The sequence below is a fragment of the Sinomonas soli genome (genome assembly GCF_054782415.1).
In genome coordinates, this window is the sequence record NZ_BAAGSN010000019.1 from 91,258 (window position 1) to 116,266 (window position 25,009).

General features: G+C 72.0%; 23 protein-coding genes and 1 tRNA gene. 17 read left to right on the plus strand and 7 right to left on the minus strand.

Annotated features, from left to right (window positions below; all coding sequences use genetic code 11):
- Nucleotide 1: 1 nt before the first annotated feature.
- From ACYVKZ_RS18015 to ACYVKZ_RS18035, 5 genes are all read right to left on the minus strand, one after another.
- Entirely contained in the window at nucleotides 2-706 is a 705-nt protein-coding gene (locus ACYVKZ_RS18015; protein WP_460993621.1) for a GNAT family N-acetyltransferase, read from the minus strand.
- Between the two features lie 17 nt (nucleotides 707-723).
- Entirely contained in the window at nucleotides 724-1,749 is a 1,026-nt protein-coding gene (locus tag ACYVKZ_RS18020; protein WP_460993622.1) for a 6-phosphofructokinase, read from the minus strand.
- Between the two features lie 197 nt (nucleotides 1,750-1,946).
- Nucleotides 1,947-2,252, minus strand: a complete 306-nt coding sequence (locus ACYVKZ_RS18025; protein ID WP_460993623.1) for a PspC domain-containing protein — start codon at nucleotides 2,250-2,252, stop codon at nucleotides 1,947-1,949.
- 87 nt (nucleotides 2,253-2,339) lie between these two features.
- Nucleotides 2,340-2,681, minus strand: a complete 342-nt coding sequence (locus tag ACYVKZ_RS18030) for a hypothetical protein (protein WP_460993624.1) — start codon at nucleotides 2,679-2,681, stop codon at nucleotides 2,340-2,342.
- A 1-nt stretch (nucleotide 2,682) separates the two neighbouring features.
- On the minus strand, nucleotides 2,683-4,230 hold the full coding sequence (locus tag ACYVKZ_RS18035; protein WP_460993625.1) for a PspC domain-containing protein: 1,548 nt from the start codon (nucleotides 4,228-4,230) through the stop codon (nucleotides 2,683-2,685).
- A gap of 124 nt (nucleotides 4,231-4,354) precedes the next feature.
- Between ACYVKZ_RS18035 and ACYVKZ_RS18040 the strand changes: the two genes are divergently transcribed.
- Both ACYVKZ_RS18040 and ACYVKZ_RS18045 read left to right on the plus strand, forming a co-directional pair.
- A complete protein-coding gene (locus ACYVKZ_RS18040) occupies nucleotides 4,355-5,632 on the plus strand; it encodes an ATP-binding protein (protein ID WP_460993626.1) in 1,278 nt (425 codons plus the stop codon).
- A complete protein-coding gene (locus ACYVKZ_RS18045; protein WP_460993627.1) occupies nucleotides 5,629-6,288 on the plus strand; it encodes a LuxR C-terminal-related transcriptional regulator in 660 nt (219 codons plus the stop codon). Before ACYVKZ_RS18040 ends, ACYVKZ_RS18045 begins: the two co-directional genes overlap by 4 nt.
- A gap of 85 nt (nucleotides 6,289-6,373) precedes the next feature.
- Here ACYVKZ_RS18045 and ACYVKZ_RS18050 read toward each other — a convergent pair whose 3' ends face one another.
- Nucleotides 6,374-7,579, minus strand: coding sequence for a pyridoxal phosphate-dependent aminotransferase (locus ACYVKZ_RS18050; RefSeq protein ID WP_460993628.1), 1,206 nt, complete (start codon nucleotides 7,577-7,579; stop codon nucleotides 6,374-6,376).
- A 232-nt stretch (nucleotides 7,580-7,811) separates the two neighbouring features.
- Here ACYVKZ_RS18050 and ACYVKZ_RS18055 point away from each other — a divergent pair.
- The 15 genes from ACYVKZ_RS18055 (at nucleotide 7,812) to rplL (ending at nucleotide 24,425) form a co-directional block, all read left to right on the plus strand.
- Nucleotides 7,812-7,884, plus strand: a tRNA-Trp gene (locus ACYVKZ_RS18055).
- Nucleotides 7,885-7,983: 99 nt separating this feature from the next.
- Nucleotides 7,984-8,244, plus strand: coding sequence for a preprotein translocase subunit SecE (gene secE / locus ACYVKZ_RS18060; protein ID WP_307004549.1), 261 nt, complete (start codon nucleotides 7,984-7,986; stop codon nucleotides 8,242-8,244).
- A 113-nt stretch (nucleotides 8,245-8,357) separates the two neighbouring features.
- Complete coding sequence (gene nusG, locus ACYVKZ_RS18065) at nucleotides 8,358-9,317, plus strand: transcription termination/antitermination protein NusG (RefSeq protein ID WP_460993629.1); 960 nt, start codon at nucleotides 8,358-8,360, stop codon at nucleotides 9,315-9,317.
- Nucleotides 9,318-9,472: 155 nt separating this feature from the next.
- A complete protein-coding gene (gene rplK / locus ACYVKZ_RS18070; RefSeq protein ID WP_066499596.1) occupies nucleotides 9,473-9,904 on the plus strand; it encodes a 50S ribosomal protein L11 in 432 nt (143 codons plus the stop codon).
- Between the two features lie 235 nt (nucleotides 9,905-10,139).
- Complete coding sequence (rplA, locus tag ACYVKZ_RS18075) at nucleotides 10,140-10,847, plus strand: 50S ribosomal protein L1 (RefSeq protein WP_307004545.1); 708 nt, start codon at nucleotides 10,140-10,142, stop codon at nucleotides 10,845-10,847.
- A 102-nt stretch (nucleotides 10,848-10,949) separates the two neighbouring features.
- On the plus strand, nucleotides 10,950-12,089 hold the full coding sequence (locus tag ACYVKZ_RS18080) for a GNAT family N-acetyltransferase (RefSeq protein WP_460993630.1): 1,140 nt from the start codon (nucleotides 10,950-10,952) through the stop codon (nucleotides 12,087-12,089).
- Nucleotides 12,086-13,207 carry a hypothetical protein gene (locus tag ACYVKZ_RS18085; RefSeq protein WP_460993631.1) on the plus strand — a complete coding sequence of 374 codons (1,122 nt, stop codon included), beginning with the start codon at nucleotides 12,086-12,088 and terminating at the stop codon, nucleotides 13,205-13,207. Before ACYVKZ_RS18080 ends, ACYVKZ_RS18085 begins: the two co-directional genes overlap by 4 nt.
- Nucleotides 13,208-13,292: 85 nt before the next feature.
- Complete coding sequence (locus ACYVKZ_RS18090) at nucleotides 13,293-17,048, plus strand: nitrate reductase subunit alpha (RefSeq protein ID WP_460993632.1); 3,756 nt, start codon at nucleotides 13,293-13,295, stop codon at nucleotides 17,046-17,048.
- A gap of 28 nt (nucleotides 17,049-17,076) precedes the next feature.
- Nucleotides 17,077-18,768: a nitrate reductase subunit beta gene (gene narH, locus ACYVKZ_RS18095; protein WP_460993633.1), complete on the plus strand. Its 1,692-nt coding sequence runs from the start codon at nucleotides 17,077-17,079 to the stop codon at nucleotides 18,766-18,768.
- Entirely contained in the window at nucleotides 18,755-19,417 is a 663-nt protein-coding gene (narJ, locus tag ACYVKZ_RS18100; protein WP_460993634.1) for a nitrate reductase molybdenum cofactor assembly chaperone, read from the plus strand. The genes narH and narJ overlap by 14 nt, the downstream gene beginning before the upstream one ends.
- Nucleotides 19,417-20,166 carry a respiratory nitrate reductase subunit gamma gene (gene narI, locus ACYVKZ_RS18105; RefSeq protein WP_460993635.1) on the plus strand — a complete coding sequence of 250 codons (750 nt, stop codon included), beginning with the start codon at nucleotides 19,417-19,419 and terminating at the stop codon, nucleotides 20,164-20,166. Before narJ ends, narI begins: the two co-directional genes overlap by 1 nt.
- Before the next feature lie 20 nt (nucleotides 20,167-20,186).
- On the plus strand, nucleotides 20,187-21,431 hold the full coding sequence (locus tag ACYVKZ_RS18110; protein ID WP_460993636.1) for an MFS transporter: 1,245 nt from the start codon (nucleotides 20,187-20,189) through the stop codon (nucleotides 21,429-21,431).
- A gap of 103 nt (nucleotides 21,432-21,534) precedes the next feature.
- Complete coding sequence (locus ACYVKZ_RS18115) at nucleotides 21,535-23,070, plus strand: ATP-dependent DNA ligase (protein WP_460993637.1); 1,536 nt, start codon at nucleotides 21,535-21,537, stop codon at nucleotides 23,068-23,070.
- 306 nt (nucleotides 23,071-23,376) lie between these two features.
- Nucleotides 23,377-23,970 carry a 50S ribosomal protein L10 gene (gene rplJ, locus ACYVKZ_RS18120; protein WP_310077158.1) on the plus strand — a complete coding sequence of 198 codons (594 nt, stop codon included), beginning with the start codon at nucleotides 23,377-23,379 and terminating at the stop codon, nucleotides 23,968-23,970.
- A gap of 77 nt (nucleotides 23,971-24,047) precedes the next feature.
- Nucleotides 24,048-24,425: a 50S ribosomal protein L7/L12 gene (rplL, locus tag ACYVKZ_RS18125; RefSeq protein WP_307004531.1), complete on the plus strand. Its 378-nt coding sequence runs from the start codon at nucleotides 24,048-24,050 to the stop codon at nucleotides 24,423-24,425.
- A 162-nt stretch (nucleotides 24,426-24,587) separates the two neighbouring features.
- On the opposite strand, the gene ACYVKZ_RS18130 is transcribed toward rplL, so the two are convergent.
- On the minus strand, nucleotides 24,588-25,007 hold the full coding sequence (locus ACYVKZ_RS18130) for an aminoacyl-tRNA deacylase (RefSeq protein ID WP_460993651.1): 420 nt from the start codon (nucleotides 25,005-25,007) through the stop codon (nucleotides 24,588-24,590).
- Nucleotides 25,008-25,009 lie beyond the last annotated feature (2 nt).

Consider the following 25,009-nt stretch of genomic DNA (forward strand, 5'->3'; position numbering starts at 1 on the left):
GTCAGTCGTGCGGGAGTGAGACTGCCGCGTACCGGCCCTGCGCCTGGATCCCGAGGGAGTCCGCCAGGCGCAGGCCGGCGAGCGCGTGGGACGGGACGGCGGCCTGCACGATGAGGCCGTCCGCCAGTGCCTCGTGCGCCGCCACGGAGGCGGCCAGCCGCCCCAGGCCGCGGCCCCGCAGCGAGGGGGCGACGAGCACCCCGAGGTCGGCGAGCAGGCCGTCCTGCACCGAGTACGCAGCGCAGGCGCCGGGCCCCTCCGGGAGCATGATCGTGAACCGGTGGTCGCGGTCGGTGAGGCCAGCGGACGTGACATCGTCGGGCGGGCAGCGCATCTCGAGCTCGATCGCCTCGGGCGCCCCACGCGAGACCTGCGGCTCCGCGTCCGGCTGCTCGAGCGGCAGATCGTCGGCGAAGCCGAGCACCGCGGTGCGCAGCCCGTGGGCGCGCGGGCCGGCAGCCCGCAGCAGCGCGCCACCCTCGAGGAGGTCCTCGGCGTCGAGCTCGGCCGCCGCGTCCACGAGCCCGGTGGGCCCGACCAGGGCGAGCTGGCCGAAGAGGACGAGGGCGACCAGCTCGGGAGCGCCGTCGTGGCACCCGAGGAGGGTCCCGCCGTCGTCGGCGAAGCTCAGGTCGGGGAGGCCGAGCCGGCGCGCCCAGGCCAGCCGGACGATGCCCCGGCTGCCGGCGTAGAACGTCTGAGACACCACAGTGCGCCCGCCCGTCAGCCGAACAGGACGGCGGCCTCGTCGTAGCGGTGCTGCGGCACGACCTTGAGCCGGCCCAGGGCCTCCTCGAAGCCCACGTGGGCGATCTCGGTGCCGTGCAGCGAGACCATGGTGCCCCAGCGGCCCTCCACGACGGAGTCGATGGCGGCCATGCCGAGGCGGGTGGCGAGGACGCGGTCGAACGCGGTGGGGACGCCGCCGCGCTGGATGTGGCCGAGGATCGTGGCACGGGTCTCGATGCCGGTGCGCGCCTCGATCTCCGGCGCGAGCTGCTCGGCGATGCCGCCCAGGCGCGGGCGGCCGAACGTGTCGAGGCCGCGCTCCGAGTGCGGGGCGTCCATGCCCTCGAGCACGAAGCCCTCGGCGACGACCACGAGCGGCGCCCGGCCGCGGTCGCGGGCGAGCTTCACCCACGTGGCGACCTGGTCCATGGTGACCTTGTGCTCGGGGATGAGGATCGCATGGGCGCCGGAGGCCATCCCGGAGTGCAGGGCGATCCAGCCGACGTGGCGTCCCATGACCTCGGCGATCATGCAGCGGTGGTGGGACTCGCCGGTGGTGCGGAGGCGGTCGATCGCCTCGGTGGCGATCTCCACGGCGGTGTCGAAGCCGAAGGTGTAGTCCGTGGCGTCGAGGTCGTTGTCGACGGTCTTGGGCACGCCGACGATCTTCAGGCCCGCGTCCGTGAGGCGCCGCGCGGCCGCGAGGGTGCCCTCGCCGCCGATCGCGATGATGGCGTCGATCCCGAGACGCTCCATGTGGGCCTTGATGACCTCGGGGCCGCCGTTGTTCTCGAACGGGTTGGTGCGCGAGGTGCCGAGGATCGTGCCGCCCTGCTTGGCGATGCCGCGGACCGAGGTGCGCGGCAGGTCGATGACGTCGCCCTCGACCACCCCGCGCCAGCCGTCCCTGTAGCCCACGAACTCCTGGCCGTGCACGGCGATGCCCTTGAGCACCGCCCCGCGGATGACGGCGTTGAGGCCGGGGCAGTCGCCGCCGGAGGTGAGGATGCCGATCTTCATGCAGGGGGCCTTCCCGTCGGGTGCGGCCGGGCCATGGGGCGGCGGGCCGTCGGTGGTGTGCTTGAGGCGCCCCGTTGAGCCCACGCCGATTGTAGCCGCGGCCTGTTGGTGATGCACGCCACAGAAGGCGGCGGCCGCTCCGTGACGGAGCGGCCGCCGCTGCGGGCCGGTTCACGCGGTCGGTTCACGCGGTCATGTCACGCAGCGGGGCCTCCCGTACCCGGTCCCACGGGCCCGCCGCTGTGGCCGCCCGGGCCGACGCCCTTGGGCCGGAGCCACTCCTCGAGGATGATCCTGCCCCCCTGGTCGGGGATCACGATCCACGCCGCGAGGTAGACGAGCACCGCAGGCCCGGGGAGGAGGCAGAGGATCACGAAGACGATCCGCACGAAGGCGGGGTCCACGTTGAGCCTGTCGGCGATGCCGCCGAGCACGCCGCCGACGATGCGCCGCGGGCCGCGCCTGAGGCCCATCGAGCGGAGTGAGTCGAAGAACTTGTCCATGGTCTCTCCCTGGGGTGGTGTGAAGGGTTGATGTGATGCTGCTCGGTCTTCAGTGGTGCAGGTGGTCGTCATGCGGTCTGATGGTCCTCAGTCTGTCGGTCCCTGGCCCTCGCCGCGAGGGCCGAGGGTCCCATACGGGCTCGGGCGGGGTCCGGGCGCCGGCTGAGAGGTGCCCGCGTCGGACGAGGTGCCCGCCGCGTCGTCGTCCGGGAGCGCCCGGCGCCGCCGGGCGGCGAGCACGCCGCCGACCACGAGGCCGAGCCCGGCGAGGAGCAGGACGCCCGCCGCCGCGTACCCGGGATCGATGGTCAGCCAGCCGAGGCGGTTGGCGAACATGAGCGCTCCCATGACGATCACCACTGCTCCCCACACGATGGTTCCGACGGCCGGGCCGGAGGCTTCGGGCCGGCTCTGCTGCTGGGTGCTCATGTCAGTGCTCCTCGTTGATGGTGACCGAGCTGAGGGTCGCGTCGAGTTCGACGACGAGCGCGGGCCCGGTCGTGCCGGAGTTGTACGTGGTGGTGTCGTGCCGGCTGATGCCGGTGAAGCTCTGGCCGTTGGCGGTGACGTCCGCGAGCGTCGTGGACGTGCGCACCTCGACGGGGACGTCCTTGGGGACGGTGATCGTCAGGTCGCTCATCGTCGCCTTGACGGGGACCACGGCCTGCGACGCGAGCGGGCGCGGGCTGTCGAGGGCGGAGAGGTCCAGGCTGCCCCTCGACATGGCGATGTCGTAGCCCTTCTCGGCCTCCTGGACGCTCGTGGGGGAGGAGGCGATCTGGCGGGAGTGCACGCTCGCCAGCCGGTCGGCCCCCTGCGAGACGGCGCTGCCCACGAGGGCGACGATGGCGAACACGGTCAGGATCCCGGCCCGGCGCCCGCGGAGGCCGGAGACGAGGATGCCGAGGCCGAGGACCACTACGACCACCGTCCAGACCGCCCCCGCCGAGAGCGGCAGCACGCCCGTGGCGATGAGGGCGCCGAGGGTGCCGGCGGCGAGCGCCGCCGCGCCGAGCACCACGAGCACGTACGGGGCGGAGGGACGGGGGCGCCGCGGCGGGCGCGCCACGGTCCGTACCGGGACATAGGGGCCGCCGTAGTGGAGGGCGCCGTAGTGGGGGCCACCGTAGGACGCGGCGCCGTAGTACGGCGGGGCGGGCTGCGCCGGGCCCGCCTGCGGTGCCCCGTAGTAGGGCACACCGTCGGCGGCGGGGGCAGCCGGGCCGTGCGCCGCGCCGGCGGGGAAGCCGCCGGAGGGGTGGGCGTCGCCGTACGACGGCGGGGTCCCCGGCTTGGTGTAGGCGGCGTCGCCGGCGCCGGGCACGCCTGCAGCGAAGGGGACGTCCTGGCCGGCTTCGGCCGGCTGTGGCGACGGCGACGGCGACGGCGTGGGCGGCGTCGCCGGCGGAACCGTCGCGCCGGGGCCGTGCGCCTCAGCCTCCCGGTATGCGGTGCGCCGCCGGCTCCCGCGCATGACGCTGAAGATCGCGAAGCCCACCAGGGCGATCCAGAACAGGCCCCAGAAGGCTCCGCCGATCCCGCGGTCGCCGAACCAGAACCCCGCGCGGGCACCGCCGAGGCCGATGACCGTGACGATGATGCCGCCGGTCATGCCCGCCGTCCAGCGGCCGTGCGCGGCCTCCTGGGCGTGGATGCGGCCGTCGGGCTCGGGCAGGAGGAGCCAGAGGATGCCGTAGGCGAGGACGCCGACGCCGAGGAAGATCGCGGCGACGATGAAGAGGCCGCGGACCAGGATGGGGTCGACGCCCCAGCGGTGGGCCAGGCCGCTCGCGACCCCGCCCATCCAGCGGTCGCTGCCGCGGACGATCCCGAGGCCGCGGATCCAGCCGAAGAAGTCGCCCCCGCGCGGCGGGAGCGGACGGGGTGCAGGGCCCTGGCCGCCCGTGGTGGGGCGCGCTTCGGGGCCGGGCTGCGGAAGGGGGTCCGGCTGCTCGCCGGGGGACTGTTCGGTGCTCATGCCTCCATCCTTCCGCCGGGCCCCGCGCGCACCCATGGGGGGAGACCCTGAACGGACCCTGAACGGACCCCGGGAACGTGGCCGCGGGCACCCTGAGGGCAGGCAACAGTGCTTGGATGGAACCATGAACGCCGTGCCCGTCCGCCCTCCCCTCGTGCGGGGAGACGACCGCCTCATTGCAGGGGTCTGCTCAGGGCTCGCGCGGCACCTCGGGATGCGCACCGACGTGGTGCGCTGGATCATGGCCGGCGCCGCGTTCCTCGGCGGGGCCGGGATCGTCCTCTACGGCTGGCTGTGGGTCATGGTGCCGACGGCGGCCGAGGCGGAGCGCCGTGCCGCCCGCCGGCCCGCGTCGCCCATCGCGCCTGCGGTGTCCGAGCCGGTCATCGCCCTGGCCGCGCCCAGGCCCGCCCCGCACGTGCCGCGGTACGCGCGCGAGGTGCTGCTCGGCGTCGTCCTCCTCCTCGGTGCGGTGGCGCTGGGCGGGTCCCTCATCGGGGTGCAGGTGCCGCTGGACACGATCGTGCCGGTGGCCGCCATCCTCGGCGGGGCGGCGCTGGCGTGGATGCAGCTGGACGAGGCACGGCGCGAGCGGCTCGTCCGCGGTGCCGGGGGCGAGCGCTGGACGGGCTGGCTGCGCCTCGGGGCCGGGATCGCGCTCGTCGTGGCCGGCGTGACCCTGGCGGTGTCGGGGAGCCAGTGGAACGTCCTGGGGATGGCACTGCTGGCCTCCTTCGCGGTGCTCGCCGGGGTCGCCCTCGTGCTGCTGCCCTGGGGCGTGAAGTTCTGGCGCGAGCTGGGCGCGGAGCGGGCAGCGCGCGTGCGGGAGGAGGAGCGTGCGGAGATCGCCGCCCACCTGCACGACTCGGTCCTGCAGACTCTGGCCCTCATCCAGCGCCGCGCCGGCAGCGAGGCGGACGTGACCCGGCTCGCCCGAGCCCAGGAGCGCGAGCTGCGCGAGTGGCTCTACCGGGATGCCCGCTCCGGCGAGGGCACCTTCGCGGACCGGATCGCCGCGCTCGCAGGCGAGGTCGAGGACCTGCATGGGGTCCCCATCGACGTGGTCACGGTCGGCGAGCCCGAGGCCACCCAGACCGGCGGCACGTCCGCCCGGGACCGCCAGGATGCCCTCCTCCAGGCCGCCCGCGAGGCCATGCTCAATGCGGTCCGCCACGGCGCGGGCCCCGTCTCGGTCTACGCGGAGACGGGCAAGGACGCCACGGAGGTCTTCGTGAAGGACCGGGGTGACGGCTTCGACCCCGAAGCCGTGCCCGAGGACAGGCTGGGTGTGCGCGAGTCCATCGTCGGGCGCATGCGCCGGCACGGGGGCGAGGCGACGATCGTGAGCGGGCCGGACGGCACGGAGGTGCGGCTGCGGCTGCCCAGGACGGAGGAGACATGAGCACCGAACCGGGGCAGGAGCCCGTGGACGTCGTCATCGTGGACGACCACACCATCTTCCGCTCGGGCCTGAAGGCCGACCTCGACGAGCGCGTGCGCGTCGTCGGCGAGGCGGGGACCGTCGAAGGCGCGGTCGAGGCGATCGAGGAGCTCCGTCCGCGCGTCGTCCTGCTCGATGTGCACCTCCCGGGCGGCCTCGGCGGGGGAGGGCGCGAGGTGCTCACGCGCTGCGCGCCGCTCCTGCAGACCGTGCGCTTCCTCGCGCTGAGCGTCTCGGACGCGGCCGAGGATGTCGTCTCCGTGATCCGCGCGGGCGCCCGGGGCTACGTCACCAAGACCGCCTCGGGCCGCGAGATCACCGACGCGGTGCTGCGCGTCGCGGAGGGCGACGCCGTCTTCTCGCCCCGACTCGCCGGCTTCGTCCTGGACGCGTTCGGCACCCAGTCCGTAGCCGACGACGAGCTCGACAAGCTCTCCGCCCGCGAGCTCGACGTCATGCGGCTGATCGCCCGCGGCTACTCCTACAAGGAGACCGCGAAGGAACTGTTCATCTCGGTCAAGACGGTCGAGACCCACGTCTCGGCCGTGCTCCGCAAGCTCCAGCTGACCAATCGGCACGAGCTCTCCCGCTGGGCCGCCGACCGCCGCATCTGGTAGCCCCGCCCCAGACGGGCGACGGCGAAGGTTCGCCTCCCGCGGGAGGCGAGCCTTCGCCGTCGTGCGCTGCAGGAGCCCGGGCGCCCTACTTCGCGGTCGCGAGGAGCTCCTGGATGCGGCCCACGCCCTCGGCGAGGTCGTCGTCGCCGAGCGCGTAGGAGAGGCGCACGAACCCGCTCGGGCCGAAGGCCTCGCCGGGGACGATCGCCACCTCGACCTTGTCGAGGATGAGGGCCGCGAGCTCGGCCGAGGTGGCGGGGCGGATCCCGGCGATCTCCTTGCCGAGGATCCCGCGCACGTCCGGGTAGACGTAGAAGGCGCCCTTCGGCGTCGGGCAGTTCACGCCCTCGATCGCGGAGAGCATGCCCACCATCGTCTTGCGCCGGCGGTCGAACGCGACCTTCATCTCCTCGACGGCGTCGAGCGGGCCCGACACGGCCGCGAGGGCCGCCATCTGCGAGACGTTGGCCACGTTGCTCGTCGCGTGCGACTGGAGGTTCGTGGCCGCCTTGATGACGTCGGCCGGGCCGATCATCCAGCCCACGCGCCAGCCGGTCATCGCGTAGGTCTTGGCGACGCCGTTGAGGATCACGACCTTGTCCCCGAGCTCCGGGGCCGCGGTCGCGATCGAGGTGAACGGCACGCCGTCGTAGGTGAGGTGCTCGTAGATCTCGTCGGTGACCACCCACAGGCCCTTCGACGCGGCCCACTGGCCGATCTCCTTGACCTGCTCGGGGGAGTACACGGCGCCGGTGGGGTTGGACGGCGAGACGAACAGCAGGATCTTGGTGCGCTCGGTGAGCGCAGCCTCCAGCTGGTCCACCGTGACGAGGTAGCCCTGCTCGGGCCCGGCGAAGACCTCGACCGGGACGCCGCCGGCGAGGCGGATGGCCTCCGGGTAGGTGGTCCAGTACGGGGTCGGGAGCAGCACCTCGTCGCCCGGGTCGAGCAGCGTGGCGAAGGTGTTGTAGACCGCCTGCTTGCCGCCGTTGGTGACCAGCACCTGGGACGCCTCGGCCTCATAGCCGGAGTCCCGCCTGGTCTTCGCGGCGATGGCGGACTTGAGCTCCGGCAGGCCGCCGGCGGGGGAGTACCGGTGGAACCGCGGTTGGCGGGCGGCCTCGATGGCGGCGTCCACGATGTACTGCGGGGTCGGGAAGTCCGGCTCGCCGGCGCCGAACCCGATCACCGGGCGTCCGGCGGCCTTGAGGGCCTTCGCCTTCGCGTCGACGGCCAGGGTGGCGGATTCTGCGATGGATCCGATGCGCTGGGAGACGCGGGCGGAGGTCATGGGGCATTCCTTCTTCTCGGCGGGCTGGTGCTACCTACTCTAGGCGCTAGGGCCCGTGCGGGACCGGGCGCCCGCGTCCCGGTTCGACGCCGGCTGCGATTGTGCGTAGACTTGATCCTCGGCGCCGGAAACGGTGCGTGGTCTCCTCTGCCGGGACGCTGCTGGGCGCGGCCCCGCGGGATCCTTGGTAAGGTAGTCCACGGCGATTCCGCCGTCAGGTGGATTCCACCGAAGGGCAGTGGCGCAATTGGTAGCGCAGCGGTCTCCAAAACCGCAGGTTGCAGGTTCGAGTCCTGTCTGCCCTGCGCAGGAACGCAGCCCGGCTCCGTCCGGGCTGTTCCAGCACCCACAGAACGGATCCGGCGGGGAAGTCCTGCGGGCAGAGCGAGTGAGCGAGGAATCGGTTGACCGAAACAGCTTCAAGCAGTTCGGGCCGCCCCAAGCAGGCCAGGAAGCTTGGCTTCTTCGGCCGGATCGCGCTCTTCGTCCGGCAGGTGATCGGTGAGCTCCGCAAGGTCGTCACGCCGACACGTCAGGAGCTGGTGAACTACACGCTCGTGGTGCTGGGGTTCGTCATAGTGATGATGGTGGTCGTGTTCGTCCTCGACTTCCTCTTCGGGACCGGCGTCGGCTGGGTCTTCGGCGGGACGTCCACCACCAACTAGGCCTGGGTCCGCAGACCGCTGGCCCGGATCCGGGAGACCGGGACGGGGCAGGGTGTGCGGATGAGCCATTTAAGTCGCAACGAGTAAGTCGCACGAGGAAAGCAGGAGACTAAGTGTCTGAGCACGAGCTCGAGGATCGCGGGACCGAGCACGAGGAGTCGGCCTTCGAGCCGGCCTTCTCCGACGCCGCTGCGCCCGTTGCCCCTGCCGCTTCCCCCGACGAGGCCGGCGACGACGAGGCCCTCTCCGAGACGGCCGAGGCCGAGGAGGCTCCCGCTGAGGAGGCCGAGGCCGAGGAGGCTCCGGCTGAGGACGCCGAGGAGGCTTCCGCTGAGGAGGCCGAGGCTGAGGAGGCCGCCCCTGCCGGGGAGGCCGCGCACGACGACGCCGCCGCCTCGGGCGAGGACGTCGCCGAGGGCGAGGAGGCCGCCGAGGAGATCGACCCGGCCGAGGCCGCCGCAAAGGCCGCCGAGGACTTCCGCGCCAAGCTGCGCCGCCAGCCGGGCGACTGGTACGTCATCCACTCCTACGCGGGCTACGAGAACCGCGTGAAGTCGAACCTCGAGACCCGCATCCAGACGCTGGACATGGAAGACTACATCTTCGAGATCCAGGTCCCGATGGAGGAAGTCGTCGAGATCAAGAACGCCCAGCGCAAGATCGTGAACCGGGTCCGCATCCCGGGCTACGTGCTGGTGCGCATGGACCTCACCGACGCCTCGTGGGGCGCCGTCCGCCACACCCCGGGCGTCACCGGCTTCGTGGGGAACGCCCACAACCCGGTCCCGCTGACCCTCGACGAGGTCTTCTCGATGCTCGCCCCGGTGTTCGAGCAGGAGCAGGCCGCCGAGGCGAAGGCCGCGGGCAAGGCGGGCCAGAAGGCCCAGGCCGCCCCGGTCGCCGTCGACTTCGAGGTCGGCGAGTCGGTCATCGTCAAGGAGGGCCCGTTCGAGACCCTCCCCGCGACCATCTCGGAGATCAAGCCCGAGTCGCAGACCCTCGTGGTCCTCGTCTCGATCTTCGAGCGCGAGACCCCCGTGACGCTCGCGTTCAACCAGGTCGCCAAGATCTAGGACGCCCCGAGCGGGGGACGCCGTACAATTGAAGACTTCGCCCCGGGACCGGATGCCTACCGGTGCCGGGGCGGTCGACTGCCTCGCCATGGCGGTCACCACCTGGGCGGCGCTCCTGCTGCTCCAGGAAGCGTCAGGAAGAAAAGGACCCTACATTGGCTCCCAAGAAGAAGGTCACCGGCCTCATCAAGCTGCAGATCCAGGCAGGCGCCGCCAACCCGGCCCCGCCGATCGGTCCTGCGCTCGGCCAGCACGGTGTCAACATCATGGAGTTCTGCAAGGCGTACAACGCCGCGACGGAATCCCAGCGCGGCAACGTCATCCCGGTGGAGATCACGGTCTACGAGGACCGCTCCTTCACCTTCATCACCAAGACCCCGCCGGCCGCTGAGCTGATCAAGAAGGCCGCGGGCGTGCAGAAGGGCTCCGCGACCCCGCACACCGTGAAGGTCGCCAAGCTCTCCGACGCCCAGGTCGAGGAGATCGCCAAGACCAAGCTCGAGGACCTCAACGCCAACGACGTCGAGGCCGCGAAGAAGATCATCGCCGGCACCGCCCGCTCCATGGGCATCACCGTCGAGGGCTGAGGAACGCACTTCAGGGTAAGGGCCGACGAAGGAGGCACTTGCCCGAAGTAAGTCCCGGAAGCCCGAGAAGATCGGGCACCGTCGAGGGCTGAGTAGTCGAGGGCTAGAACCTCACCCGGGGGGCCACCGCCCCCACACCGAACATCAACGACGCACGGCGAGTCCCGCCGTCGTCCGTGGCAGGGCCGAGCGCGGCCCACAATGACCACACCTGCACAAGGAGATCGAGAGCAGCATGGCAAAGCGCAGCAAGGCATACAAGGCAGCGGCCGAGAAGATCGAGGCCGGCAAGGTCTACGCCCCGGCCGAGGGCGTGGCCCTGGCCAAGGAGATCAACCCGTCGAAGACGGACGCGACGGTTGAGGTCGCGTTCCGCCTCGGCGTCGACCCGCGCAAGGCAGACCAGATGGTCCGCGGCACGGTCATCCTCCCGCACGGCACGGGCAAGACCGCCCGCGTCGTCGTCTTCGCGACCGGCGACAAGGCGGCGGCCGCCGAGGCCGCCGGCGCCGACGTGGTGGGCTCGGACGACCTGATCGAGCGCATCCAGGGCGGCTGGACGGACTTCGACGCCGCAGTGGCGACCCCGGAGCTCATGGGCAAGGTCGGCCGCCTCGGCAAGATCCTCGGCCCGCGCAACCTCATGCCGAACCCGAAGACCGGCACGGTGACCCCGGACGTGGCGAAGGCCGTGAACGAGATCAAGGGCGGCAAGATCGACTTCCGCGTCGACAAGCACTCGAACCTTCACTTCATCATCGGCAAGACCTCGTTCGACGCGCGCCAGCTCGCCGAGAACTACGCGGCCGCGCTCGACGAGGTGCTCCGCCTCAAGCCGTCCGCCTCGAAGGGCCGCTACATCCAGAAGGCCACCGTCGCCACGACGTTCGGCCCGGGCGTCCAGGTCGACCCGAACGCCACCAAGGTGATCCTCGAGGGCTGATCCACCTCACTCGCACCGCTGACGAGGGCCCCCTTCCACCTGTGGAAGGGGGCCCTCGTGCGTTCCCGCGGCGCCCGGAGGGGCGCGGCTAGACTGGCGCACATGAGCGCTGGCTACCGCATCGAGCGGCTGCGCCTGCCCCCGAGCCTCGCGGGGCCGGGGGCCGAGGAGTTCCTGGAGTTCTCGCGCCTCACGGATGCCGTGCAGCGGCAGATCTGGGGCCACGAGGACCGCTGCTCGCCGCCGGAGTACCGCCTGCGGGTGTGGCGGGACTCGCCGTACGACGAGACGGTGCTGTTCTTCGCCCGCGCGGGCGGGAGGATGGCCGGCCGTGCCTGGTGCCGGGTGTCCCTCAAAGAGGACCTGGACCGGGCCAGGGTGCGCGCCGAGGTCCTGGACGAGTTCTCGCGCCGGGGGCTGGGGCGTGCCCTGCTGGAGGCCGCCCTCGAGGAGGCACGACGCCGGGGCCGCACCGTGGTGGACGCGTTCACCGAGCACCCCGTCCCCGGCCGCCCGAACGGCTCCGGCCCGAACGGCTCCGCCCGCACCGGTCCCGGCGAGCCGACGGCAGGTGCCGAGGCCGTGGTGCCCTCGACCGGCACCGGGACCCTCCCGGCGGGGGAGCGGCCGGTGCGGTTCGCCCGCGCGGCCGGGTTCTCGCTGAACCAGGTGGTGCGCTTCAGCGAGCTGGACCTCGCAGAGCACGACGGCGGGTGGCCTGCCCTCGCGGCGGCGGCCTCGGCGAAGGCCTCGGCGGAGTACGAGCTCATGACCTGGGAGGGCGTCCCGCCCGAGCACCGGGCGGGGATGGCCCAGCTGTTCGCCCGCATGTCGGTGGACGCGCCCCAGGGCGAGTCGCGCACAGATGCTGCGGTCTGGGACGCCGAGCGCGTCGCGGCGCTGGACCGCATGCTGGCCGAGGCCGGGACGGTGCCGCTGTACGCGGCGGCGCGCCACCGGGCCACGGGCCTGTTCGCGGCCTACACCTCGCTGTGGGTCCGGCGGGGCAAGGAGACTGTGGCCGACCAGGACGACACCCTCGTGGCCAGCGGCCACCGCGGCCGGTCCCTCGGGATGTGGGTCAAGCTCGCGAACCTCGCCCAGTACCGCGCCAAGTACCCGGCCGCGCGGAAGGTCGTGACCTTCAACGCCGAGGAGAACGCGCACATGCTCGACATCAACGAGGCGATCGGCTTCCGGCCTGCGGGGCACGACGGCGAGTGGTACCGGAGCCTGCCATGACCCGCCGCGGCGCCGAGCCGGCGCAGAGCCCCCCGCGCGAACGGCTGCGGCCCGAGCCCACCGCGACCGCCGTGGAGGCGCGGGCCCTCGCCACGGGCCTGATCGCCGCGCTGGCCGGCCTCGTGCTGGCGCTCGGCGCCTTCGCCGGGCGCCGGCCCGCCCTCTCGGGGGACCACGGGGTGGGGGACGTCGCCGCCCTCGTGGCCGGGGTCGCGGCGCTCGTCGCGTTCCCGGTCGCCTATCGGCGCTCGTATGCCGACCCGGACCGTCGCTGGCTCGCCGACCGGCCCCTATGGCGGCGGCTGCTGGGCACCGTGGCGCTCGCGTTCGCGCACGCCGCGATCGCCTTCATGGTGGCGTGGGCCAGCTTCCAGATCTTCCAGCGCGCCTTCACCGGGCTGACGCTGGACGCCTTCGCGGCGTCTCTGCTGACCTCGGTGTCGGCGGCCCTCGCGGCCTACGCCGCCTACCAGTCGGGCTCGCGCATGGATAGCTACGCGCTCTCGAACCTGCTCGCTACCTTCCTGGGCGCGGGCATCCTGACCTCGATGGTGACGACGACGCGCCCCAACTGGTGGCAGGTCAACTTCAGCGTGCTCGGCGCCGCGGACTACGGGGTGGCCCTGGCCTTCAACGCGACCCTCGTGACGGCCGGGGTCGTCATCGCGCTGCTGGCGGAGTACATGACGCGCGACCTGCGCGCCCTCGACGCCCACCGGAGCCGGGCCGGCCTGACTGCGGCCCGCACGCGCGAGCGGCCGCTGCTCACCTGCCTCGTGCTGATGGGCGCCCTGCTCGCGTGCACCGGCCTCGTCCCGGTGGACGTGTTCATCCCTGCCCACAACACCCTCGCGACGTCCATGGCGGCCACGTACACCCTGCTCCTCGTGCGCGCCCCGGCGTGGGTCCCGGGGCTGAGCCGGACCTTCTACGCCGCCGGCTACGCGATGCTCGGCGCCGCCGTGATCTCGGTGATGCTCTGGTGGCCGCTCGGCTACTACAACATGACCGCGATGGAACTCGTCGTCGCCGGCGTCGTGCTGGCCTGGCTCGTCCTCTTCACCCGCAACGTCGCGGCCGCGGTCGAGGACGTGCGGCGGCGCGCGGACGCTGCCTGAATCCCGCCTCGGATTAGCGCATATTTCCGTTCGCTAGCAAACGACCCCTTCACGGGCCGCTCCGGGCCTCCCTAGAGTGTGGCCCATGGCAGCCGGACCGATCCGACCAGGGCTCGATGGCAGCGCCTCCGACGCGATGCTCGCGATGGGGCGCTTCTTCACACGGTGGGAGGAGACGGACGACGCCCGGGCGGTATTCCGCGACGGCGGCCGCGCGGGCGATGTCTTCTACCGCGACAGATGGAGCCACGACAAGGTGGTCCGCTCCACCCACGGCGTCAACTGCACCGGCTCCTGCTCGTGGAAGGTGTACGTCAAGGACGGCATCATCACGTGGGAGTCGCAGCAGACCGACTATCCCTCTGTGGGCCCCGACCGGCCCGAGTACGAGCCGAGGGGCTGCCCGCGCGGGGCCGCGTTCTCCTGGTACACGTACTCGCCGACCCGGGTCCGCTACCCCTATGTGCGCGGGCCCCTGCTCGAGATGTACCGCGAGGCCAAGCAGCGCCTGGGCGACCCGGTGGCCGCGTGGGCGGACATCGTCTCGGACCCCGAGCGGCGCCGCCGGTACCAGCAGGCCCGCGGCAAGGGCGGCCTCGTGCGGGCGAGCTGGTCCGAGGCGGTCGAGATCGCGGCCGCCGCCCACGTCCACACGATCAAGGCATACGGGCCGGACCGCTGCTCGGGCTTCTCGCCCATCCCGGCGATGTCGATCGTGAGCCACTGCGTGGGCACGCGCTTCATCCAGCTCATCGGCGGGGTCATGACGAGCTTCTACGACTGGTACGCGGACCTGCCGGTGGCGAGCCCCCAGGTCTTCGGCGACCAGACCGACGTCCCCGAGTCCGGCGACTGGTGGGACGCGACGTACCTGATGATGTGGGGCTCCAACGTGCCGGTGACCCGCACCCCGGACGCGCACTGGATGGCCGAGGTCCGCTACCGGGGCACCAAGGTGGTCACGGTGAGCCCCGACTACGCCGACAACACGAAGTTCGCCGATGAGTGGATGGCGCCCCAGGCGGGCACGGACGCGGCCCTCGCGATGGCCATGGGCCATGTGATCCTCAAGGAGTTCTACGCGGACCGGGACGTACCGTTCTTCACGGACTTCGCCAAGCGCTACACCGACCTGCCGTTCCTCATCACGCTCGTCCCGTCGCCGGACGGGACCGGGCTCGTGCCCGGGAAGTTCCTCACCGCGGCCGACGTCCCAGGCCACGAGGGCGAGGCCGACGCCGCGTGGAAGACCGTCCTGCTGGATGCGGCCACGGGAGCGCCAGTGGTGCCGAACGGCTCGATCGGGTTCCGCTACAACGCAGCCGACGAGGGCCGCTGGAACCTCGACCTCGGCGACGTGGACCCGCTGCTGAGCCTCCACCCCGGCGAGGAGGCCGACGGCGGCGCCCCCGCCTCGCCGTCGGCCGCCCCGGACGCGGCGGAGGTGATGCTGCCGTGTTTCGAGGCGGCCGACGGCGCCGGATCGGTCCTGCGGCGCGGCGTCCCCGTGCGCACGGTCGCCGGGAAGACCGTCACCACCGTGTTCGACCTCATGCTCGCCCAGTACGGCGTGGGCCGGGCCGGCCTGCCGGGGGAGTGGCCCCAGGGGTACGGCGACGCGTCGGTGCCCTACACGCCCGCGTGGCAGGAGGGCATCACCAACGTCCCGATGGCGCAGTGCGAGCGGATCGCCCGCGAGTTCGCCCGCAACGCCGAGCAGTCGGGCGGCCGGTCCATGGTCATCATGGGCGCCGGCATCTGCCAGTGGTTCCACGGGGACGTGACCTACCGCGCCGTCCTCTCCCTCCTCCTCCTGACCGGCTCGATGGGGCGCAACGGCGGCGGCTGGGCACACTACGTGGGCCAGGAGAAGACGAGGCCGCTCACAGGCTGGGTCTCCCTCGCGAACGCGCTCGACTGGTCGCGGCCCCCGCGGACCATGACCGGCACGTCCTACTGGTACATGCACACCGGCCAGTGGCGCAACGACGGCTACTCGGCTGCCTCCCTCGCCTCCCCGCTCGCGGAGGGCAACCTCGAGGGCATGCACACCGCGGACGCCATCGCGCAGTCCGCGCGGCTCGGCTGGATGCCGTTCTACCCGCAGTTCGACCGCAACCCCCTCGACGTCGCGGACGAGGCGAGGGAGGCGGTCGCGGCCGGCGTCGCGGAGTCCGAGGCCTCCTACGTGGCGGCGCAGCTCAAGGGCGGCATGCTCCGGGCAGCGATCGAGGACATCGACGCGCCCGAGAACTGGCCGCGCACCCTCGTGCTGTGGCGGTCCAACCTGCTGGGGTCCTCGGCGAAGGGCAACGAGTACTTCCTGAAGAACCTGCTCGGCACCCACCACAACGTCATGGGCACCCAGCTCGAGCCGGGCATGCCCCGCCCCCGCGACGTCGCGTGGCGCGAGACGACCCCGGAGGGCAAGCTCGACCTGCTGATGTCCGCGGACTTCCGCATGACCTCGACGACGCTCCTCTCCGACGTCGTCTTCCCGGCCGCGACCTGGTACGAGAAGCACGACCTCTCCTCGACGGACATGCACCCGTACGTGCACGCCTTCAGTCCCGCGATCGACCCCCCGTGGGAGACGAAGACCGACTTCGAGATGTTCCACCTCCTCGCCCAGGAGTTCTCCCGGCTGGCACGCACCCATCTCGGGGTGCGCCGCGACCTGGTCACGGTCCCCCTCCAGCACGACACCCCGGGCCAGCTCGCCCAGCCCGGCGGCGTGGTGCGCGACTGGCGGGATCCGGACGTCCCGGCGGTGCCCGGCGCCACGATGCCGCAAGTGAGCGTCGTGGAGCGCGACTACACCGCGATCGGGGAGAAGATCGCCGCGATCGGCCTGCTCGCGGCCGAGAAGGGGTTCACGGTCAAGGGCGTCACGTTCGAGCTCGACCATGCGCTCAACCGGCTGGCCCACGCCAACGGCGTCATGTCCCACGGCGCCGCGGCCGGGCTGCCGGCGATCGACACCGACGCGAAGCTCGCCGAGGCGATCCTCACCTTCTCCGGCACCACGAACGGCGAGCTCGCGGTCCAGGGGTTCAAGGAGCTCGAGCGGCGCACCGGCCGGCGGCTCGCGGACCTGGCCGAGGGGTCGGAGGAGAAGGCCATCCGCTTCGCCGACACCCAGGCCGCCCCGGTCCCCGTCATCACCTCGCCCGAGTGGTCGGGCTCGGAGACGGGAGGGCGCAGGTACGCCCCGTTCACGATCAACGTCGAGCGGCTCAAGCCCTGGCACACCCTCACGGGGCGCATGCACTTCTTCCTCGACCACGACTGGATACGGGACCTCGGGGAGGCGCTGCCGATCTACCGGCCCCCGCTGGACATGCACCGGCTCTTCGGCGAGCCCCGCCTGGGCCAGGACGGCATGGAGGTCACCGTCCGGTTCCTCACCCCGCACAGCAAGTGGTCCATCCACTCCGAGTACCAGGACAACCTGTTCATGCTCTCGCTCTCCCGCGGCGGCCCCACCTGCTGGATGAGCGCAGAGGACGCCGCCGCGCTCGAGATCTCGGACAACGACTGGATCGAGTGCGTCAACGCGAACGGGGTGTTCGTGGGGCGCGCGATCGTGAGCCACCGCATGCCGGCCGGAGTGGTCTACGTCTACCACGCCCAGGAGCGCACCATCGACGTGCCGAAGTCGGAGGCGACGGGCCGCCGCGGCGGCATCCACAACTCGGCGACGCGGCTGCTCGTCAAGCCGACGCACCTCGTGGGCGGATACGCCCACCTCGCCTACGCGTTCAACTACCTCGGCCCGACGGGCAACCAGCGCGACATGGTCAGCACGATCCGCAAGCGTTCGCAGGAGGTCACGTACTGATGGGAACTCCGATCCGGAAGGCGGCACCATGAGGGTCATGGCCCAGGTGGGCATGGTGATGAACCTGGACAAGTGCATCGGGTGCCACACGTGCTCGGTCACGTGCAAGCAGGCATGGACCAACCGGGCCGGCACCGAGTACGTGTGGTTCAACAACGTGGAGACCCGCCCCGGGCAGGGCTACCCGCGCCAGTACGAGGACCAGGAGCGGTGGCGCGGCGGCTGGGAGCTCAACCGGCGCGGCCGGCTCCGCCTCAAGGGCGGCGGCCGCGTCAAGAAGCTCCTCGGGATCTTCGCGAGCCCGGTCCAGCCCGAGCTCCGGGACTACTACGAGCCGTGGACCTACGACTACAGGACCCTCATCGAGGCCCCGCTCGGCGACGACTTCCCTGTGGCCCGGCCCAAGTCCCTCATCACCGGCGAGGACACCAAGGTCACGTGGAGCGCCAACTGGGACGACGATCTCGGCGGCGCCCCGCAGAAGGGCGAGCTCGACCCGATCGTGGCCAAACTGCGCCGCAGCGCCGAGCTGCGCGACGAGGCCAGCGAGAAGATCAAGTTCGAGTTCGAGAAGACGTTCATGTTCTACCTGCCGCGGATCTGCGAGCACTGCCTGAACCCCTCGTGCATGGCCTCGTGCCCCTCGGGCGCCATCTACAAGCGGGCCGAGGACGGGATCGTGCTCGTGGACCAGGACCGCTGCCGCGGCTGGCGCCAGTGCATCACCGGCTGCCCCTACAAGAAGATGTACTTCAACCACAAGAGCGGCAAGGCCGAGAAGTGCACCTTCTGCTATCCCCGCGTCGAGATCGGCCTCCCGACCGTGTGCTCGGAGACCTGCGTGGGGCGGCTGCGGTACCTCGGCATCTTCCTCTACGACGTCGACGCGGTCACCGCGGCGGCGTCGACCCCCGACCCGCAGGACCTCTACCGGGCCCAGCTCGACCTGCTCCTGGACCCCTCCGACCCCGAGGTCATCGCCGCCGCCCGGCGGGACGGGATCCCGGAGGACTGGCTCGACGCGGCCCGGCGCTCGCCGATCTACAAGCTCGCCAAGGTCTACCAGGTCGCACTCCCGCTGCACCCCGAGTACCGCACCATGCCGATGGTCTGGTACGTCCCGCCGCTCTCGCCGATCGTGGACCTGCTCTCCAGCCAGGGCCACGACGCCGAGGACGCCGGCGCCCTCTTCGGGGCCATCGACGCCCTCCGGATCCCCTCCGAGTACCTCGCCGAGCTGTTCACCGCGGGAGACACCTCGATCATCGACGGCGTCCTCCGGCGGCTCGCCGCCATGCGCGCCTATATGCGGGGCATCTCCCTGGGCACCGGCGCGGACGAGTCCATCGCCGAGAGCGTCGGCATGGACGGCCGGACCGTCCAGGAGATGTACCGGCTCATGGCGATCGCCAAGTACGCCGAGCGCTACGTCATCCCGAAGGCCCACGTCGAGCAGGCCCACAACCTCGAGGAGATGGGCTGCTCCCTCGACTTCGAGGACGGCCCGGGGATGTACCCCTCCGACTCCTTCGGCGAGGGCAGCGGCAAGCCGGTCCCCGTCGCCGTCGAGACGTTCTACGCCCTCAAGCAGCGCCAGACCACCGACGGCGAGGCCCAGCCCGGGACCCTCAGGGGCCGGGTGAACCTGCTCAACTGGGACGGCCGGGGCGTCCCGGAGGGCATCTTCCCGCCGAAGGGGGACGGCCGTGCGGACCACTGAGGCGCGCGTCCTCTACGCCGCCGCCGCCGTGCTGCTGGACTACCCGGACGCCCGCGTCCGCGACGCGCTCCCCACGCTGAGGGCGGCACTCGCTGAGCAGCCTGGCCCGCTGCCGCGGCTCCTCGAGGCCACTGCGGGCCGGCTCGCGGACGACGCCGAGCCGGTCGCCTGCCGCCGCTACGTGGACACCTTCGACCTCTCCCGCCGCCACGCCCTGCACCTGACGTACTGGACTGACGGGGACACGAGGCGCCGCGGCGAGACGCTGGGCCGCTTCAAGCAGAAGTACCGGGACAGCGGCTGGCTCGTGGACCTCGACGGCGAGCTGCCCGACTTCCTGCCGCTGGTCCTCGAGTTCACCGCCCGGGTCGACTACGCCGTGGGCCGGTCCCTCCTGGCCGAGTACCGGGCCAGCCTCGAGCTCCTGCGGCTCGAGCTCGCCGCCGACGCGCCGGTGTACGCGCCCGTGCTCGAGGCGGTGTGCGCGACCCTGCCCGGCCCGTCGCCCGCGACCCGGGCCGAGGCGATGGCGCTCGCGGGGCCGCCGCCGGCCGAGCAGGTGGGCCTCGAGCCCTTCGACCCCCGACTCCTGCCGCTCGCCCAGGGCACTGCGGGGACCCGACCCGCCGCGGCGGAAGGAGCCCGCTGATGGACGTCCTGCTCTGGGGAGTCGCCCCGTACCTCATGGTGCTGATCCTGGTCGGCGGCAGCATCTGGCGATACCGGTACGACCAGTTCGGGTGGACCACCCGCTCGTCCCAGCTGTACGAGTCCAGGCTGCTGAGGATCGGCTCGCCGCTCTTCCACTACGGGCTCGTGTTCGTCATCGCGGGGCACTTCGTGGGCCTCGTGATCCCCAAGTCCTGGACCGCGGCCGTCGGCATGTCCGAGGCCCTCTACCACGGCCTCGCCCTGTCCGTGGGCCTCATCGCGGGAGTCTCCACCCTGCTCGGCATCGTGCTGCTGATCGTGCGGCGGCGCCGCACCGGCCCGGTGTTCATGGCCACCACCCGCAACGACAAAACCATGTACATCTTCCTCGTCGGGGCGATCGCGCTGGGGGTGTGGACCACCCTCGTCTCCGCCGCGCAGCCGGGCTCGGCCTCGTTCGACTACCGCGAGACGGTGAGCCCGTGGTTCCGCTCGCTGTTCGTGTTCCAGCCGGATGTGGCGTCGATGGCCGCGGCGCCGGCGGAGTTCAAGTGGCACACGCTGGTGGGGATGGCGCTGTTCGCACTGTGGCCGTTCACCCGGCTCGTCCACGCGCTCACGGCGCCGTTCCACTACCTCTTCCGCCCCTACATCGTCTACCGCACCCGCGACGAGGGCGCGGCGCCCGGGGCCCGCGGAACCCGGCGGGGCTGGGAGACCACCGGCACCCGCGACCGCGACCGCTGAGCCGACCACCAGGAGGAGCCGTGAGCACCGCACCCGACCCGTCCCCACGCCGCACCGCCGGCGCCGCGGCTCCTGACGCCCCACGGACCGGAGCCGCCCGCAACCTGACCCTGGCCACCCTCGCCTCGGTGGTGGGCTTCTGGGGCTGGACCGTCGTTGCTCCCCTCGGGACCCGCTACGCGCATGATCTGGGGCTCAACGCCGCCCAGACCGGCGCGCTTGTCGCGATGCCCGTGCTCGTCGGCGCGATCGGCCGCGTGCCGGTCGGCGTCCTGACCGACAAGTTCGGCGGCCGCCGCCTGCTGATCCTCATCCTCCTGCTGACCGCCCCCCTCGTCCTGCTCGTCGCGCTCGCCGGCAGCCTCAAGTCGTACGGGCTCCTGCTCGGGGTCGGGTTCTTCCTCGGCGTCGCGGGAACCGTGTTCACCGCCGGGATCCCGTTCTCGGCTGCGTGGTACCCGAAGAGCCGGCAGGGGTTCGCCACCGGCATCTTCGGGATGGGCATGGGCGGCACCGCGCTCTCCGCCTTCCTGACTCCGCGACTGGTCACGGCCTTCGGCTACTGGCCCACGCACGTCATCATCGCCGTCCTCCTCGTGGCCACGGCCGCGATCGTCTTCTTCTTCATGCGCGAGTCTCCAACGTGGACGCCGGTCACGCACGGCAGCTTCGGCAAGCTGGTCGCCGCCGCCAGGATGCCCGTCACCTGGCAGCTCTGCTTCCTCTATGCCGTAGTCTTCGGCGGCTTCGTCTCGTTCAGCACGTACCTGCCGACGTATCTGAGGGACATCTACAGCTTCGACCTCACGGCCGCGGGGACCCGCACGGCAGGCTTCGCGCTCGCGGCTGTCATCGCGCGTCCGATCGGCGGCATCATCGCCGACCGCGTCGGGCCGCGGCCGGTGGTGCTCGTCTCGCTCGCCGGGGTCGCGGTCCTGGCCTTCGTCGTGAACATGCAGCCTCCCCCCGAGGTCCCCACCGGACTGACCTTCCTGGCCATGGCCGCGGCGCTCGGCTTCGGCACCGGCGGCGTCTTCGCGTGGGTCGGCACGCGGGCTCCTGCAGGGACCGTCGGCGCGGTCACGGGGGTCGTCAGTGCGGCGGGGGGCCTCGGCGGCTACTTCCCGCCGCTCGTCATGGGAGCCACGTACAACGCGCAGCAGCACTCGTACGCCATCGGGCTGCTGCTCCTCGTCGCCACGGCGCTCGTGGCGCTCGTGCTCGCAGCCTTCATGGGCCGCAGCCGCGCAGCCCAGCCCCGCTGAGGGGTCATGTCCCAGCGTTGAGGAGTCATGTCCCTGTGCTGAGGGGTCATGTCCCTGTGCTGAGGGGTCATGTCCCTGTGCCCCCGAGTGCGAGACTGGGCCCATGCTGCTCGCCGAGCTCGTCTCCACCGCCGACGCGGTCGCGTCCACCCGTTCCCGGAAGGCCAAGGTCGAGGCGCTCGCAGAACTCCTGCGCCGCCTCGGCGCGGAGTCCCCGGACGAGCTCGCCATCGCGGTCGGCATGCTCGTCGCGAAGCCCCGCCAGGGCCGGGTCGGCGTCGGCTGGCGGGGGCTCGCCCGCACGCGGGGCGCGGTGCCGGCCTCCGAGCAGCCGTCGATCACGGTCGGAGAGTTCGACGCGCTGCTCGAGCGCCTCGCCGCCACATCCGGGACCGGGTCGCAGGCGGCGCGCACGGAGCTGCTGTCGGCGGCCCTGCGGCGCGCCACGGAACGCGAGCAGCGGTTCATCGTCGGGGTGCTGCTCGGCGAGCTGCGCACCGGTGCACTGGAAGGCGTACTGGTCGACGCTCTCGCCGCTGCCGGCGGCCGGCCCGTCGCCCTCGTCCGGCGGGCAGCGATGCTCTCGGGGGATCTGGGCGAGACGGCCCGGATCGCCGTCACGGGAACAGAGGAGGAGCTGTCCGGCCTGGGCCTCCTTGTCGGCAGGCCCGTGCTGCCCATGCTCGCGGCCTCCGCGGCGACGCCCACCGAGGCGCTGGCCACGACGGGGGAGGCCTCGGTCGAGTTCAAGCTCGACGGCGCACGGATCCAGGTGCACCGCACCGGCGAGGATGTCCGGGTCTTCACCCGGAGCCTGGCAGACGTCACCCACCGCGTGCCCGAGGTGGTCGAGGCGGTGCGGAGGCTGCCCGTGCGCGACGTCATCCTCGACGGCGAGACCCTCACCCTCGATGAGGGGGGAGCGCCCCGGCCCTTCCAGGAGACGATGTCCCGCTTCGGTGCCGAGCGGGCGGGGGAGGCCGTCCTGCGGCCCTGGTTCTTCGACGTGCTGCACGTCGACGGGCGGGACCTCCTCGACGAGCCACTGGCCGTGCGCCGCGCGGAGCTGGCGAGGCTCGCGCCGGGGCTCCTCGTCCCGGGCGAGGTGACCGGCGACCCGGAGGCGGCCGAACGGATCTCCCGCGAGGCGCTCGCCGCCGGCCACGAGGGCGTGGTAGTGAAGGCCATCGGCTCCCCGTACGCCGCCGGGCGCCGCGGATCGAGCTGGATCAAGGTCAAGCCGGTGGCGACGTACGACCTCGTGGTGCTCGCCGCCGAGTGGGGGAGCGGCCGCCGCCAGGGGTGGCTGTCCAACCTGCATCTCGGCGCCTACGACCCGGACGGCGAGTTCGGCGAGCCCGGCGGCCTGGTGATGGTCGGGAAGACGTTCAAGGGCCTCACCGACGAGCTCCTGCGCTGGCAGACCGAGCGGTTCCTCGACATCGAGGCGCGCCGGGACGGGCACACGGTCTTCGTCGAGCCCGTCACGGTCGTCGAGATCGCGATCGACGGCGTGCAGCGGTCGAGCCGCTACCCGGGCGGGGTGGCGCTGCGCTTCGCTCGGGTGAAGGGGTACCGGGACGACAAGGCGCCGGCAGCCGCCGATACCATCCAGACGCTGCGGGCCCTCCTGCGGTAGGGGCTGCGGCAGGCGCGCCAGCAGCGCGCGGCGTCGGCCCGGCGTCGTCCGTCCCCGATTTGGCCCGGCCGAGCATCGTCCCGTACAGTTGAAGCACCAAAGACCGCCGGTCGTTGGATCGTGTGTGCCGAGAAGCGGCCCGCACCTCCACCGAAGGTCCCCGATTTCGTGGGGCGGCCTGCGCAGGTGAACTGAGCGAATGCTCGCGGCCCACGGCCGCGCAGACCACGCCCCGTGCACTTGCGCGGGGCGTTTGACGTTTCACGGGCCCGCCCCCACCGGCTTCTGTTCCCCGGAAGGAGGGTTATGGCAACGCCTACCAAGGTGGCAGCTGTCGAGGAGATCACCAAGGATTTCCAGGAGTCGAACGCTGCAGTCCTGACCGAATACCGTGGGCTCTCCGTCGCCCAGCTCAAGCAGCTGCGTCGTTCGCTCGGCACCGACAACAAGTTCTCGGTCGTCAAGAACTCCCTGACCGCCATCGCTGCCAAGGAAGCGGGTGTCGACGCGTTCGACGGCCAGCTCGCCGGCCCCACCGCGATCGCGTTCATCAAGGGTGACGCCGTTGCGGCCGCCAAGAGCCTGACCGACTTTGCCAAGGACAACAAGCAGCTGGTCATCAAGACCGGCTTCTTCGAGGGCAAGGCGCTCGACGCGAGCGAGGTCGCCGCACTGGCGGCCCTGGAGTCCCGCGAGCTGCAGCTCGCACGGGTTGCGGGTGTCCTCAAGGCGCCCATGGCCGCGGCTGCGCGCATCATCGATGCCCTGCGTCTCAAGCTCGAGGAGGAGAGCGGCGCTCCGGCGGCCGCCGAGGCTCCCGCTGCTGAGGCCGAGGCCCCCGCTGCTGAGGAGGCTGCGGCTGACGCCGAGGCCGCCCCGGCCGCTGCCGAAGAGAACTGATTCTCTTCCCCCACCCCCATACTCTCGGCGCCCCGCCCACTGCGGGCGGACGCCACCCAAGTGAAAGGACGCCAACCATGGCGAAGCTCACCCAGGACGAGCTGATCGAGGCCTTCAAGGAGCTCTCCATCATCGAGCTCTCCGAGTTCGTGAAGAAGTTCGAGGAGGTCTTCGAGGTCACCGCTGCTGCGGTCGCCGTCGCGGGCCCCGCCGGCGGTGCCGAGGCTGCTGCCGAGGAGGAGAAGACCTCCTTCGACGTCATCCTCGAGGCTGCTGGCGACAAGAAGATCGCGGTCATCAAGGAGGTGCGCGCCCTGACCTCCCTCGGTCTGAAGGAGGCCAAGGACCTCGTCGACTCGGCCCCCAAGGCCGTCCTCGAGGGCGCCACCAAGGAGGCTGCCGACAAGGCCAAGGAGACCCTCGAGGCCGCCGGCGCCACGGTCACCCTCAAGTAGGTTTTCCCCGCTTGACCCAGAGCCCCGGCTCCGGGAGAAGGGCCCCGCAGTCCGTCACGGACTGCGGGGCCCTTCCGCGTCCCGGCCGCTCACCCCGCCGAGGTCACCCCGGGGGGAGCGCGAGGTCACCCCGGGGGAGCCGCGTGGGGCGTGGAGTGTGGGTCAGGCCGGCTCGCTGATGTCCGCCACGGTCGCGCCGAGCGCGGCGAACAGCTCCGCGGCGTCCACGAATGCGCTGAGCCCGTGCGCCCCGGCCCCGAGGGAGACGCGGCCCGAGATCGACGCGTCGGCCCAGACCGGCCATGCGGTCGAGGACCCGAGGGGCGTGATCGTCCCGCGTTCGTAGCCGGTCGCCGCGAGGGCCACGTCGGCGACCGGCATCGAGAGCCGGTTGACCCCGAGGAGCCCCCGCAGCTTGGGCCAGGAGATCTGTCGGTCGCCGGGAATGAGCGCGAACAGGAACGACCCATCGGGATGCTTGACCACGAGCGACTTCACGATCTCCCGCGGCTCGATCCCGAGGTTCGCCGCGGCCTCCTCGAGGCTGCGGGCGCGGCCCCGCTGGGCCACCTGGACCTCCAGCC